The 15,305-nt window shown below is 40.0% G+C and carries 9 protein-coding genes, 2 tRNA genes and 3 rRNA genes; all 14 read right to left on the bottom strand.

Annotated features, from left to right (window positions below; genetic code table 11):
* Positions 1 to 4 precede the first annotated feature (4 nt).
* Complete coding sequence (locus tag DBX24_RS04610) at positions 5 to 850, bottom strand: polysaccharide biosynthesis/export family protein (protein ID WP_120489848.1); 846 nt, start codon at positions 848 to 850, stop codon at positions 5 to 7.
* A 37-nt stretch (positions 851 to 887) separates the two neighbouring features.
* Complete coding sequence (locus DBX24_RS04605) at positions 888 to 1,997, bottom strand: glycosyltransferase family 4 protein (RefSeq protein ID WP_160224101.1); 1,110 nt, start codon at positions 1,995 to 1,997, stop codon at positions 888 to 890.
* A 10-nt stretch (positions 1,998 to 2,007) separates the two neighbouring features.
* Complete coding sequence (locus tag DBX24_RS04600; protein WP_260392841.1) at positions 2,008 to 3,129, bottom strand: EpsG family protein; 1,122 nt, start codon at positions 3,127 to 3,129, stop codon at positions 2,008 to 2,010.
* Between the two features lie 6 nt (positions 3,130 to 3,135).
* A complete protein-coding gene (locus DBX24_RS04595) occupies positions 3,136 to 4,134 on the bottom strand; it encodes a glycosyltransferase family 2 protein (RefSeq protein ID WP_160224099.1) in 999 nt (332 codons plus the stop codon).
* Positions 4,131 to 5,429: a branched-chain amino acid transport system II carrier protein gene (gene brnQ / locus DBX24_RS04590; protein WP_160224098.1), complete on the bottom strand. Its 1,299-nt coding sequence runs from the start codon at positions 5,427 to 5,429 to the stop codon at positions 4,131 to 4,133. The genes DBX24_RS04595 and brnQ overlap by 4 nt, the downstream gene beginning before the upstream one ends.
* Before the next feature lie 15 nt (positions 5,430 to 5,444).
* Positions 5,445 to 6,650, bottom strand: a complete 1,206-nt coding sequence (gene hflX / locus DBX24_RS04585) for a GTPase HflX (RefSeq protein WP_120489852.1) — start codon at positions 6,648 to 6,650, stop codon at positions 5,445 to 5,447.
* 201 nt (positions 6,651 to 6,851) lie between these two features.
* Positions 6,852 to 6,959 (bottom strand): 5S ribosomal RNA (gene rrf, locus DBX24_RS04580).
* 79 nt (positions 6,960 to 7,038) lie between these two features.
* Positions 7,039 to 9,785, bottom strand: a 23S ribosomal RNA gene (locus DBX24_RS04575).
* A 194-nt stretch (positions 9,786 to 9,979) separates the two neighbouring features.
* Positions 9,980 to 10,053 (bottom strand) — tRNA-Ala (locus DBX24_RS04570).
* A gap of 13 nt (positions 10,054 to 10,066) precedes the next feature.
* Positions 10,067 to 10,140, bottom strand: a tRNA-Ile gene (locus DBX24_RS04565).
* A gap of 184 nt (positions 10,141 to 10,324) precedes the next feature.
* Positions 10,325 to 11,851 (bottom strand): 16S ribosomal RNA (locus tag DBX24_RS04560).
* The 16S, 23S and 5S rRNA genes sit together here with 2 tRNA genes alongside, the layout of an rRNA operon.
* 464 nt (positions 11,852 to 12,315) lie before the next feature.
* The gene (gene fbaA / locus DBX24_RS04555; RefSeq protein ID WP_160224097.1) at positions 12,316 to 13,386 is read right to left on the bottom strand and encodes a class II fructose-bisphosphate aldolase; all 1,071 of its coding nucleotides are present in this window, start codon (positions 13,384 to 13,386) and stop codon (positions 12,316 to 12,318) included.
* Positions 13,387 to 13,764: 378 nt separating this feature from the next.
* Positions 13,765 to 14,634 carry an NAD kinase gene (locus tag DBX24_RS04550; RefSeq protein WP_120488167.1) on the bottom strand — a complete coding sequence of 290 codons (870 nt, stop codon included), beginning with the start codon at positions 14,632 to 14,634 and terminating at the stop codon, positions 13,765 to 13,767.
* A 7-nt stretch (positions 14,635 to 14,641) separates the two neighbouring features.
* The gene (locus tag DBX24_RS04545; RefSeq protein WP_120488168.1) at positions 14,642 to 15,295 is read right to left on the bottom strand and encodes a CBS domain-containing protein; all 654 of its coding nucleotides are present in this window, start codon (positions 15,293 to 15,295) and stop codon (positions 14,642 to 14,644) included.
* Between the last annotated feature and the right edge of the window lie 10 nt (positions 15,296 to 15,305).

The following is a 15,305-nucleotide window of genomic DNA, read 5'->3' as shown; positions in this document are numbered from 1 at the left end:
AATCTTAAAGTCTGGAAATTAATAAATAAACAGATAATGCTGTAGTAAGCAAAGTAACACCAGTCGTCAAAGTATTAAGAGGGTCTTTACCAAAGCCATTAAGGCTTTTCTTACGAGTATTGAGATATATCATATCTCCATTTTGAATCCAATAGTATGGAGAGTTCATAACATCCTCTCGTGTAAGATCCAGTTTAACAATTTTAATTCCTTCAGGATACCTTCTATGGATAATGACATCCTTTTTATCCACCGTTCTATTAAGCCCTCCATCAAGAGAAAGTGCTTCTGTAATACTAAGTGTTTGTGTATAAGCTGTCTTTTTACCTGAAACACCTACTGTCTCAATATCTCCTAATACATAATAAGTTATCCCATCAAGATTTAAACGAACATCCGTCTTATCTTTTAAAAAGTTTTCATTTACCTTTTGCTGAATTTCATTTCTAATATCTTCAATGGTTCTTCCTTCAGCCTTTAAATAGCCTATACCAAGTATATAAATCTCACCATTAGAATCTACTTTTATCCCATTAAAGTAAAATCTAACATTATCATTTGCGTTATTATTGTTATAAACCTGATTTACACTATTCCCAGAATTTATCCCTCCCGAAGTATTAAACATAGAATAAAACTGTGCTGCATCTCCCTTTGAGGTGGTGACAATATTGAGATTAAAAATATCATTTTTAGTAACTCTATACTCCTGTATATTGTACGGAACAAGACCTTCTTCATTGATTACCAAATTTTCATTAGGCTGAAGATATTTTATATCCTTAGTCGTTATACAAGAAGTAAGTACAGTGAGTATAAAAGTGTAAAATAGTAGATGTTTTATATTCATCAGTTAAAATTTATTTTGCAAAAATATAATTATTTTATCATTTCTTTAATTTCAAAAGCCATACAGGTATATAAGCCCCAATAAAGCCCAATATCACGATAATGGATAAAAGTAAATTATTTTCCAAATGTCTGAGCCAATAGGTTATGCCTACTATAAAACAATAGTAGGATATGATGTAAAATGTCGCTCTTCTATGACTAATCCCCAAAGCCAATAACCTGTGATGAATATGGTTTTTATCTGCTTCAAATGGAGATTTTTTTTGAGATAATCGAATAATAATCACATTTAAGGTATCAATAATCGGCAAAATAAGAATAGCAACAGCTACCACTGGGGCTGAATTAAGATGATAACGAGGTAAATATCGTATGTCCTTATCAATAAAAATATCAATAAAGCATATAGCAGTAAACGCGAGTAAAAAACCTAAAATCATTGAGCCCGTATCTCCCATAAAAATCCTGATACTCCTGTATGGCGATAAATTATAATATAAAAATGCCAATACAGCTCCGATAATGATAACTGACAATATCACTAATGGATAATTATATACCCCTAATCTGTAATAACTCACACCAAAGAATAAACTACAGAGAACAGAATAAGCACCCGCTAATCCATCTATGCCATCTATTAAATTAAAAGCATTTATAAGAATAATAAAGGTAATGACACTAAAAACAACACTTAAAAAATAATTCAATTCATAAACTCCAAAAACACCGAACAGACTCCGTATCCGAACATCTGAGCCAATAACAATTAGTACAGAAACGATAACCTGTACTAAGAGTTTTTTATATGCTCTTAGAACCATTATATCATCCATCACCCCAATATAGAGGAGTATCACCAAGGATGCAAATAAAAATTTGTACAAATCAAAAAGTTCGTATGCAAAAACAGAAGCACATACAGCTATTGAAAGAAACAAAGCTACTCCTCCTAAATTCGGTATCTTTCTAAGATGTGAACTCCTATCCCCAGGTTCATCCATTAAGTTTTTCCTTCGGGATATTTTAATAATTGTAGGTATTGATACAAAACATATCAAAAAAGACAATATAAAACTCATACTGAGTTTTATATAAAAAATCGATATCCCTATACTATTTAATATGATTTCTATTTTATCCATTATACTAAATCTACCACAAATAATTTCTATAATGCTCAATCGTAAAACCTGCTCTCTGCCCTTGCATTACTGTATATACAATACAATAGAATACAACATACGCGATAACAATAAAGTGTAAACCTCTTCTTAATTGTAAATTTTTTATTGCTGCAATTATATTAGGGATTACCATTACCATAAACACTAAATATATAGCAGCCAATCGCCCTGAAAATATAGGACTTCCTCTAAATATAAAATACAAACAAATACCAAACACTCCAATATTTCTCATATATTCATAATAAGGAATTTGCTTACAAGCATCTTTATCATAGAAATACACAAAAAACATATACATTATACTTATTAAATCTGTAAATTTAATTGTAGATGTATCTCCTTCAATTGTAGAATATGCTGAAAAACCAGAATATACTTCAACAGGTGCTAAACTTTCAAAAATAGAGATATAATTATATACTTGAAATGGAGATAACAAAACACTTATGAGTACCATACCCAATAATGTTATTCTATTCATAGGCACAATAGCAATCCAATAAGCCAAAACAAAAACAGCCGATGATTTATGAAATCCCATCGCTAAATACACCATTATAAGAAACATCAATAGATTTCTTTTTTTAATGAAAAGAAATGAAAACATCAATATCCCCATAGCAAAAGCCTGCCTCATATGTCCTGAATCTCCTGTAAAATAAGACGGGAATAAATAAAGCAACATACTCAGCGCTGGATATACTACTGATTGTTCAAATGCAAGGTATTTAATTCCAACAGATACAATTGCAAGAAAGAGTGTAAAAATAAAAAAGGGCAATCCAAAAGAAAAAAAGACCTTCCCTATAACTGAATAAAGCCACTCTATTGGTAATTTATTCTCACGAAACAATGTCCCTTCAAGAAGTTCAGAATAATCTATGCTTACACCAAAATCTCTATACATTATAGCATAAACACCATAATCTGCCCCCGCATCTTCCCTTAAACCTGAGAGTATAATAAGAAACACTATCACTACCCAAACCCCTTTATAATTCTTATAATCACTGGCATATGTTTCCATAAAACTGAAAACAATAAGTGCGAGTATAGCAATAAGAAATATGGGGTGTAAAATCGGCATTATTCGTTAATTCTTTTTTAAAATAAAGTTTATAATCCTTTCCTGATTAAAAAAATAAAGAAAATAATAAATCTTTTTTTTAAGGGGCAAAGATAATATATAATTCGTATCAAACCGCTTGTAGCCTAAGATTTCTCGCCTTGATATCCCTCTGTCTTTAATAAACTTTTTTAGTTCCAAAGACATTTTTTGGTAAGTAGATGTATCCTTTACAAAAGCTAAATACGCTAAGAAAGAATATATTCCCTCGAGTATTTGAAATCCTTTCAACTCTTTTAGTTTGTGGCTATATACTGATGTATAAAAAGTCTGTTCCACATCTTCCACTGCTCTGAGTATATCCAAACCTTTTTCAGTATGTGTTTTGGTGATAGAATCCTGCCTTTCTAAATACTGATAATGATATTTCTGTGTCTGTGCTATTGTCTTACAGCTGAGCAAAAGTTGTGGAATAAGTTGTATGTCTTCAAAATGAATGCCTTTTTTAAATTTTTTATTATCAAAAAGTTTTTTCTTAAAAATCTTATTGCACGCAAAATAGCTCAAATCCGAAAACACGGAGAACTCTGTTTCCAAATTTATTTTCTCAGGCATATTTGGGATTTGGGTCAGCTTCTGGGTTACATTTCCGTTTTCATCTACTTTTTGCAGATTGCAGATTACCATTTCAGCATCGTGCTTTTTTGCCAAATGATACATCTCTTCAAACATCTCAACCGATACATAATCATCAGAATCCACAAAGCCGATAAACTCCCCTTCGGCTCTTTCTATTCCAAAATTCCTCGCATCGCTCAGCCCTCCATTTTCTTTTGTAAAAGATTTTATTTTATCGGGGTATTTTTCATTAAAACCATCAATTATCGCTTGTGAATTATCCGTACTTCCATCATTTACTACAATAATTTCTATCGCTTCCAGGCTCTGGCATACCAAAGAATTCAGGCATTTCTCAAGGTATTTTTCCACATTATACACAGGAACTATCACTGAAACTTTTTTCATTTCTGGCTTATTTTAGAGATGATATACCCCACCCAAAAAGCAATAACCGATGGCAAAAGCCATTCAAGATTATAAGAGCTCAGCGGTATACTTTTTTTCAAGTGATAGAGCCTTTCAAAATCCCATTTCATATTCTCAAAAACAGAAATCAAAGACAAAAAAGCCGTCATCAGCATCCCCAAAACATACGGGAGCTTATAGTCTACCTTTCTGCCAAATACCAATATCAGTAGCAACAATGTAAATGTTACGGGATAGATAAATATCAATATATCTGCCGCATAGTTTATAATCTCTTCCACACTATTTACAGATAAGATTAATGATACTATACTGCACACCGCTACAGCTATTCTATACGATATCCTCCCCTTGCTGATGTTCTCAAAAAATGCTCCAGTAGCCGAAGTAAGCGCTATAGCTGTAGTAAGGCAGGCGAGAGAAATCGCAACAGAAATCACAAAAGTTCCATTATGCCCAAGTACAGATTTCGATATATAGAGCAGCAGTTCCGAGCGGGCTACATCTCCTTCTGTCTGATAATCCGTCATTGCACCAAGATAAATCAATCCCCCATAGACAAACAATAATGCCACAGTAGATACCACCCCTGCCCATATCGTAATATTGGTTTTCTCGTGTTCAGTGGTATACCCACTATTTATTACTCCTGAGATAATTAGCCCGGCAAATATCACAGATGCAAGCACATCCAGTGTCTGATATCCTTCCGTAAAACCGAGCTTAAAACTCTCCATTAGTGATTCTCCCTCTATCAAAGGCTCCTTCACAGGGCTCATTACCCCCATTAGAATAAGCAGTACAAGAGCCAAAAGCAAAAACGGCGTTAATACCTTACCAATAACATCTACTATTTTAGTTTTAGAGATAGAAAGCACAAAGACTAAGGCAAAAAACACAACCGAAAACACAAGGCTGTTCATCTCTGGGAAGAAGGGCTTAAATCCCACTTCATAAGTCGTTGCTCCCGTTCGGGGGATTGCGATAATAGGACCTATACAGAGTATAATCAGCAGAGCAAGGCTGTTGATGAGTACAGGGGGGAGCTTCTTCCCAAGGTCAGTAAAGGTATTCCCCGTTACCGCCACCATCATCACCCCTAAAAATGGAGCAAAAATCGCCGTAATAAAGAAGCCCAACAGCCCAAGCCACCAATCCTCACCCGTATACAGCCCGATAAATGGAGGGATAATCAAATTCCCCGCTCCAAAGAACATCGCAAAAAGTGCAAAGCCCACCGTCGTTATGGTTATCCACTTATTCTTCTGTTTCATTATATTGAGTTTTTTTTATTCTTCGTCAAAGTATTCAAAAAGAAAATCATTATACGGGAATCGCGAGATATGTATCCTGTGTACTTCATCATAAATCATTTTTTTCATCTCTGGGAAGTTTTCTTTCGTCAGTGCAGAAATAAAAACCGTTGGATATTTAGACTTTGCCATCCAAGTTTTTTTCCATTCATCCAGAGATATATTTTCTCTTTTCGCTGGTGTCAAGTCATCTTCATCTTTCTTCACATAAGAGAATCCATCTATTTTATTAAAGACCATTATCATCGGTTTCTGGTGTGCATCTATCTCTTGCAGTATCTGGTGTACCGAATTAATATGGTCCTCAAAGCTCTCGTGAGAGATATCCACAATATGAAGCAGTAAATCTGCCTCCCTCACTTCATCAAGGGTAGATTTAAAGCTCTCCACAAGCTGCGTTGGTAGTTTTCTAATGAATCCTACCGTATCGGTCAGCAGAAACGGCAGGTTTCCAATTACCACTTTCCTCACCGTCGTGTCGAGGGTTGCAAAGAGTTTGTTTTCAGCAAACACATCGGATTTTGATAGCGCATTCATCAGCGTAGATTTCCCTACATTCGTATAGCCTACTAAGGCTACCCTCACCATTTTCCCTCGGTTATTTCTCTGGGTTGCCATCTGTTTGTCTATCGTTTTCAGTTTCTCTTTCAGCAGGGCTATTCTATCCCGTATAATCCTCCTATCGGTTTCTATTTCCGTTTCTCCAGGACCTCTCATCCCTATCCCTCCTCTTTGCCTCTCTAAGTGCGTCCACATCCTCGTCAGTCTTGGTAGCAGGTATTCATATTGTGCCAGTTCTACCTGTGTTCTCGCATAGGAGGTCTGTGCTCTCTGTGCAAAAATATCTAATATCAGATTCGTTCGGTCAAGTATCTTCACCTCCATTTCTCTTTCAAGGTTTTTTAGTTGTGAGGGCGATAGCTCATCATCAAAAATCACTGTTCCAATCTCATTTTCCCTTACAAAATCCCTTATTTCCTCCATTTTCCCTTTCCCCACAAATGTCCTCGAATCAGCCTGCGTCAGTTTCTGTGTAAACCGCCTCTCCACACTTGCCCCTGCCGTATAGGCGAGAAATTCCAGCTCATCTAAATACTCCGTCAGCTTATCTTCATCCTGCTCTCTGGTAATCAATCCCACCAAAACCGCCTTCTCATACCTATGTTCCTTTCTTTCTATCATCGTTAATAGTCAATATTTTTTATATCCAAAATTTCAATTCAATAGCTCCAAATATACTGCAAAATAATTTAGGGGGGGGAGGAGATACTCTTTCACCTGTTTTCTTATTTTAATAATTAAAGGGTCTATGCCCCCTCTGACCCTACCAACAAAAAAAGGTTCTTTATCGTACGATAAAGAACCTCTTAAAATAATTATAAAAACTGGCGGCGACCTACTCTCCCGCTTGCGCAGTACCATCGGCGCTAGAGGGCTTAACTTCTGTGTTCGGAATGGGAACAGGTGAGCCCCTCTGCTAAAACCACCCTAAATACCTTTATATTTAGCAGTAAAAAACAACCACAAAGACAAAACCTATTATCGCACTTATAAATACCCAAACAACCAAGGCTATAAATCTACGGGTAATTAGTATTACTCGGCTATGATGTTACCACCTTTACACCTGTAACCTATCTACGTCATCTTCTCTAACGACCCTTAAAAGATGTCTCATCTTGAGGCAGGTTTCGCACTTATATGCTTTCAGTGCTTATCCTTTCCAAACTTAGCTACTCAGCGGTGCACCTGGCGGTACAACTGATACACCAGAGGTTTGTTCAACACGGTCCTCTCGTACTAGTGTCAAGCCCTCGCAAACATCTAACGCCCGCAATAGATAGAGACCGAACTGTCTCACGACGTTCTGAACCCAGCTCGCGTGCCACTTTAATGGGCGAACAGCCCAACCCTTGGGACCTTCTCCAGCCCCAGGATGTGACGAGCCGACATCGAGGTGCCGAACCTCCCCGTCGATGTGAGCTCTTGGGGGAGACTAGCCTGTTATCCCCGGAGTACCTTTTATCCTATGAGCGATGGCCCTTCCATTCGGAACCACCGGATCACTATGTCCTGCTTTCGCACCTGATCGACTTGTAGGTCTCACAGTCAAGCACCCTTTTGCCATTACACTCTACGCACGGTTACCAAGCGTGCTGAGGGTACCTTTGAAAGCCTCCGTTACTCTTTTGGAGGCGACCACCCCAGTCAAACTACCCACCACGCAATGTCCTTCCATACAGAAGTTAGGCTCCAAGTAAGCAAAGGGTGGTATTTCAACAACGGCTCCACAAACACTTGCGTGCCCGCTTCTTAGCCTCCCACCTATCCTACACATTACTTACTCAAAGTCAATACGAAGTTATAGTAAAGGTTCACAGGGTCTTTTCGTCCCATTGCGGGTAATCGGCATCTTCACCGATACTACAATTTCACCGAGCTCGTGGCTGAGACAGTGCCCAGATCGTTACACCATTCGTGCAGGTCGGAACTTACCCGACAAGGAATTTCGCTACCTTAGGACCGTTATAGTTACGGCCGCCGTTTACTGGGGCTTCAGTCAATGCCTTCGCTTACGCTAAGCACCTCCCTTAACCTTCCAGCACCGGGCAGGTGTCAGACCCTATACAGCATCTTTCGATTTAGCAGAGTCCTGTGTTTTTGATAAACAGTCGCCTGGGCCTCTTCACTGCGGCCCTCCCAGAGGAGGGCGTCTCTTATTCCGAAGTTACGAGACTATTTTGCCTAGTTCCTTAGCCACGACTCACTCGAGCACCTTAGGATTCTCTCCTCGACTACCTGTGTCGGTTTTGGTACGGGTTGCTTCACTCGCTTTTCTTGGATCCAGTTACTATACAACAACTTCGCCCGTAGGCTAGGTCTTAACTATTCCGTCAGTCTTCAGTATCCTGGCTGAACCGTCACTTTTACCGTGAGCAAGTTAGGGAATATTAACCCTATGTCCATCCACTACCCCTCTCGGGTTCGCGTTAGGCCCCGACTAACCCTCAGCTGATTAGCATGGCTGAGGAAACCTTAGTCTTTCGGTGAGCGGGTTTCTCGCCCGCTTTATCGTTACTTATGCCTACATTTTCTTTTCTATAAGCTCCACATTACCTCACAGTAATGCTTCTGCGCCGATAGAATGCTCTCCTACCGATGATTTAAATCATCCCACAGCTTCGGTAATATGCTTATGCCCGATTATTATCCATGCCGAACCGCTCGACTAGTGAGCTGTTACGCACTCTTTAAATGAATGGCTGCTTCCAAGCCAACATCCTAGCTGTCTATGCAGTTCAACCGCGTTGCTTCAACTTAGCATATATTTGGGGACCTTAGCTGGTGGTCCGGGTTCTTTCCCTCTCGGACATGGACCTTAGCACCCATGCCCTCACTGCCGACCAACATTTATTAGCATTCGGAGTTTGTCAGGAATTGGTAGGCGGTGAAACCCCCGCATCCAATCAGTAGCTCTACCTCTAATAAACTATCATCGACGCTGCACCTAAATGCATTTCGGAGAGTACGAGCTATCTCCCAGTTTGATTGGCCTTTCACCCCTACCCACAGGTCATCCGAAGACTTTTCAACGTCAACCGGTTCGGTCCTCCACTTTGTGTTACCAAAGCTTCAACCTGCCCATGGGTAGATCACAAGGTTTCGCGTCTAATCCCACTAACTATTCGCCCTATTCAGACTCGCTTTCGCTTCGGCTCCGGTACTTAATACCTTAACCTCGCTAGTAAAATTAACTCGTAGGCTCATTATGCAAAAGGCACGCCGTCACAGCTTATGCTGCTCCGACCGCTTGTAGGCGTACGGTTTCAGGTTCTCTTTCACCCTTCTATTCGAAGTGCTTTTCACCTTTCCTTCACAGTACTTGTTCACTATCGGTCTTTCAGGAGTATTTAGCCTTGGAGGATGGTCCCCCCTTATTCAAACAGGATTTCACGTGTCCCGCCCTACTCTTTTATTCACTTATATATGCCTTTCATATACGGGGCTTTCACCCTCTATGGCTATCCTTTCCAGAATATTCTATTAAACATATATATGCTTTTGGGCTAATCCGCTTTCGCTCGCCACTACTTACGGAATCTCTTCGATTTCTTTTCCTCCGGGTACTTAGATGTTTCAGTTCTCCGGGTTCGCTCACCTTACGGTGTAATAAGTCTTCAACTTATTGGGTTGCCCCATTCGGATATCTACGGATCATTTCGTGTGTGCCAATCCCCGTAGCTTTTCGCAGCTTACCACGTCCTTCTTCGCCTCTGAAAGCCTAGGCATCCGCCATACGCCCTTAACGATTTCTTTCCTCTTTTAAGGTTACTCAAGCACTTATAAGTGCTCGGTTTTCTCTTTGTGATGTCTTTACCGTAAATGTCAATGATCTGTATTCTCGCCTTCCATTCTAAGCAACAGGCAGTATGCTCATACTTAGTCCCTGTTTTTCCTAAAACTTCTAGCTTATAACCCAAAAATTAAAATTCTTAATCCCTGAGCTCCTGTGGAGAATAAGGGAGTCGAACCCTTGACCTCCTGCGTGCAAGGCAGGCGCTCTAGCCAGCTGAGCTAATTCCCCGCTAAATCCTTAGTAGTCTCGGGCAGGCTCGAACTGCCGACCTCTACATTATCAGTGTAGCGCTCTAACCAGCTGAGCTACGAGACTTCATCCTAATTTTAAATCTTAAACTTTAAACTAAGCTAAAATTCCTAATCTAAAATCTCAAATCCCTCATACTAATCCTTAGGGGTTTTTTATTCTATTTTTCAATATCAACCAAAGTAAAAACTAAAGCGCTCAACTTTTAAGCAAGTCTCTTTCTTGTTTCTTTTTGACGTTTAAGTCTCTAAAATGAGATGTTCCAGCCGCACCTTCCGGTACGGCTACCTTGTTACGACTTAGCCCTAGTTACTCGTTTTACCCTAGGCAGCTCCTTTGACGGTCACCGACTTCAGGTACCCCGAACTTCCATGGCTTGACGGGCGGTGTGTACAAGGCCCGGGAACGTATTCACCGCGCCATGGCTGATGCGCGATTACTAGCGATTCCAGCTTCATAGAGTCGAGTTGCAGACTCCAATCCGAACTGAGACCGGCTTTCGAGATTCGCATCACATCACTGTGTAGCTGCCCTCTGTACCGGCCATTGTATTACGTGTGTGGCCCAAGACGTAAGGGCCGTGATGATTTGACGTCATCCCCACCTTCCTCTCTACTTGCGTAGGCAGTCTCACTAGAGTCCCCAACTTAATGATGGCAACTAGTGACAGGGGTTGCGCTCGTTGCAGGACTTAACCTAACACCTCACGGCACGAGCTGACGACAACCATGCAGCACCTTGAAAATTGTCCGAAGAAAACCGTATTTCTACAGCTGGCAATTCCCATTTAAGTCTTGGTAAGGTTCCTCGCGTATCATCGAATTAAACCACATAATCCACCGCTTGTGCGGGCCCCCGTCAATTCCTTTGAGTTTCAACCTTGCGGTCGTACTCCCCAGGTGGCTGACTTATCACTTTCGCTTAGTCTCTGATCCCTAAAAACCAAAAACGAGTCAGCATCGTTTACAGCGTGGACTACCAGGGTATCTAATCCTGTTCGCTCCCCACGCTTTCGTCCATCAGCGTCAGTCTTATCTTAGCAACCTGCCTTCGCAATTGGTGTTCTAAGTAATATCTATGCATTTCACCGCTACACTACTTATTCCAGCTACTTCAAATATACTCAAGACTAACAGTATCAATGGCAGTGCTACAGTTAAGCTGCAGGATTTCACCACTGACTTATTAGCCCGCCTACGGACCCTTTAAACCCAATAAATCCGGATAACGCTTGCACCCTCCGTATTACCGCGGCTGCTGGCACGGAGTTAGCCGGTGCTTATTCATATAGTACCTTCAGCTACCCTCACGAGAGTAGGTTTATCCCTATATAAAAGAAGTTTACAATCCATAGAACCGTCGTCCTTCACGCGGGATGGCTGGATCAGGCTTCCACCCATTGTCCAATATTCCTCACTGCTGCCTCCCGTAGGAGTCTGGGCCGTGTCTCAGTCCCAGTGTGGGGGATCACCCTCTCAGGCCCCCTAAAGATCATCGCCTTGGTAAGCCGTTACCTTACCAACTAGCTAATCTTGCGCGTGCCCATCTCTATCCGCCAAAGCTTTCAATATCCCCAGATGCCCAGAAATATATTATGCGGTATTAATCTCCCTTTCGGAAGGCTATCCCCCAGATAAAGGCAGGTTGCACACGTGTTACGCACCCGTACGCCGCTCTCATTATTCATTAGCAAGCTAATAAACAACTCCCGCTCGGCTTGCATGTGTTAGGCCTCCCGCTAGCGTTCATCCTGAGCCAGGATCAAACTCTCCATTGTAAAGTTTTTTAACCTGGACTCACTCAAAGTTCTCATACTTTCGTATGTACGCTCTAGTTTTTCCTTACTTGGTTGTATCTGTTTTCTATCAATGATCTCTATTCCTTACAAATCCCAAAAACTATATCCCGTTCCAGATTTGCGAGTGCAAAAATAATACTTTTTTATTTACTAGCAAATTTTTTCAAAACTTTTTTAAAACTTTTTTCCAAAGCCCTAAAAATCGCCCTCCAAATACCACCTATGTAGTATATAAAACCTGCCTTATATCAAATATCACTCCTGCTCCCCCATAAAGGGACCGCAAAAATAAACATATTTACACATACACAACAAATATTTTCCCACATCCCCATATAAACAACTGATTATAACTATGAAAATTTTTAAAAGAAAAAGAAAAAATATGAAAAAAGAGTACAACTCATCAGTTATACTCTTATATATTGGATAATTTCTGTTTACTATCCCAAAGTCCCTACATTATTTAGATCTTCAAAAGAGCGAACTAATCTTTTCACGAAAGTTTCTTCACCTTTTCTGAGCCACACTCTTGGATCGTAGAATTTTTTATTTGGCTTATCATCTCCTTCTGGGTTTCCGATTTGAGATCTAAGATATTCTATTTTATCAAGCATATAATCTCTGACACCTTCTGTATAAGCAAATTGAAGATCCGTATCAATATTCATTTTAACCACACCATAGCTGATAGCTTCTCTAATCTCCTCCAAAGTAGAACCAGAACCTCCGTGGAATACGAAGTTCACTGGCTTATCTTCGGTATGGAGTTTTTCTTTTACAAACTTCTGAGAGTTATCTAATATTTTAGGGGTGAGTACTACATTTCCCGGCTTATAAACCCCGTGTACATTACCGAAAGCTGCCGCAATGGTAAAGTTAGGAGAAATCGCTTTAAGTCTTTCATAAGTATAGGCTACATCTTCTGGCTGAGTATAGAGCTTAGAATTATCCACATCGGAATTATCCACTCCATCTTCTTCGCCACCAGTAACACCGATTTCTACCTCCAAAGTCATATTCAGCTTAGCCATTCTCTTAAAGTATTCACAAGAAATATCAAGGTTTTCTTGTAGGGATTCTTCGGAGAGGTCGAGCATATGAGAGGAGTAAAGTGTCTTACCAAACTTCTTATAATACTCTTCATTTGCATCAAGGAGACCATCAACCCAAGGGAGAAGTTTCTTCGCACAGTGGTCTGTATGGAGGATTACGGTAGCTCCATACGCCTCTGCAAGGGTATGAATATGCTTAGCCCCAGCTACTGCACCGAGTATCGCAGCTTTTTGGGCATCATTGCTAAGCCCCTTACCCGCATTGAAAGCCGCCCCACCGTTAGAAAACTGAATAATCACTGGCGAATTGAGTTTCGCTGCGGTTTCCATCGTTGCATTTACATTGCTGGAACCGATAACATTTACTGCGGGAAGTGCATAATTGTTCTCTTTTGCGTGCTGGAAAATCTCTGTAACCAAGTTACCTGTGGCAACACCTGCCGGAAAAATTCTACTCATAATCTTTTGTTTTATGTCATTAAATAATTTGAAAATTTATGCTCGTAAAGATATACTTTTTCCCTATATCTGAAAAATGATATTTAAAAAGTTTCAGATTAATGATTATTTTAACATTATAGCAGTGAAGCGCTATAGTAGGCGGCATACTTAGACACCGTAGCCGGTGAGGCGATTATTTATTCTGATGTCTCAGAAGCCTTCTGCAATGTCGCGGAACCTCCCAGCAATGTTGCGGAACTCTCCCGCAATCTATCTTATCTATTAAGTAAGATGAATGTAAATATGTGTAGTGCCGACTACGGCATCCGCAATCTAGCTTATCTATTAAGCGAGATAAAAATTAAAGGGAGCAATGCTCCCTTAGTTTTCTTTTGATTAATTCCTCTTGTCTTTCCCCCAGAGGAGTTTCTGGCGGATGGTATCATAGAAATTCAGATGCTTCGGCTGGATGAGTTTCATTTTAAATGATGCTTTTCGGATGACGATTTCAGTATCGGTATCCAAGTGGATAAGCCTTGAATCTAAGGAAATAGAGTATTGGGGTACTCGGCTGCTCACTTTGAATTTCAGCTCTACACTGTCGCTCACCACCAGTGGGCGCACATTCAGGTTATGTGGTGCAATGGGAGTAACGACGAAGTTTTTATTATCTGGTGAGAGTATCGGTCCTCCACAGCTCAGCGAATACGCCGTAGAGCCCGTAGGGGTGGAGACGATGAGCCCATCGCCCCAAAAAATATTGAGAAACTCATCATCAAGCTGAGAATCTACAGTAATCATAGAGGTGGTTTCGCGTCGGGAGATGGTGATATCATTGAGCGCATAAGGGAAGAAATCGCCTTTGGGCTGTACAACTTCTATTACGGAGCGCTTGCTGATGTTGATATCTCCTCTGAGAACCTCATCGAGCTGTTTGAAGATTTCCTCCTTCGTAAAACTCGCGAGGAAGCCCAGCCTGCCTGTATTTACACCCACTACGGGGATTTCGGTATCTTCTATAAAGAGCAATGAATTTACGATCGTGCCATCTCCACCAAAAGTAAAGAATATATCAACGCCCTTATCTAAGAGGTCTGTTTTCGTTTCAAAAGTTTCAAACTGATGGGAAAACTCCATAGCCTCCGCCGCTGCAGAATAGATAACGGCGCGTACCTTTCGCTTATCAAGCTCTGAAATAAACTTACTCAGGTACAAAAATGTGTTTAAATCCTTCTTCTGTGTGTAAATCGCTGCTACTTTCTTCATTATAAATCTAAATTTCAATGTATTTCTGGAAGAAATCAAATCGGTTTTTCACTAATGATTCTTTCCTGTCATTATAATCTTTATTGATGATGGAATAACCGAATCGTTCCAAATCTTCCTCTATATTGCTCAGATGATGATTGCTGATTTTTAAGGTTATTTTCACTTCATCTTCATTAATATCACTTACATAAATGCCGTAAATCTTAGCATTATTCTCTTCTACAATCCTCGTAATCTCTGCGAATGAGTAATGTTTATTATAGGTTTGAAGTAAAATAACGGCTCCATTCTCAGAAAACAGCGGATACTTGGAGAACTCATCAAAAACATCATCGCAGGAGATATAGCCGAGATAATTTTCACTTTCTGCCAAAATAGGAACCACATTAGCATTGAAAGTATAGAAGAGTTTCACTATATCTATCAAGAAAGCATCTTCACGAATAGCAAATTTCTCAAAATGAATCTCCAAATCCTTCAATCTTCCCTCAGGAGCATCATTGAGGAAACTTCTGGACAGTGCCCCAACAAATACTCCAGCCCTCTCTACAAAGAGATGAGAATAGCCAAAATCATCAGCAAGTGGTAAAATTTCCCGTACCTGTGTTTTCTCATCAAATGCAGGATAATCCTTAGAAATATAATCTTTTACAAACATTCTACAAAGT

This window comes from Bergeyella cardium (assembly GCF_009914665.1).
Lineage (GTDB): Bacteria > Bacteroidota > Bacteroidia > Flavobacteriales > Weeksellaceae > Bergeyella_A > Bergeyella_A cardium.
Note: the sequence above shows the minus strand (reverse complement) of the source record. Positions and strands in the feature narration are given on the sequence as shown.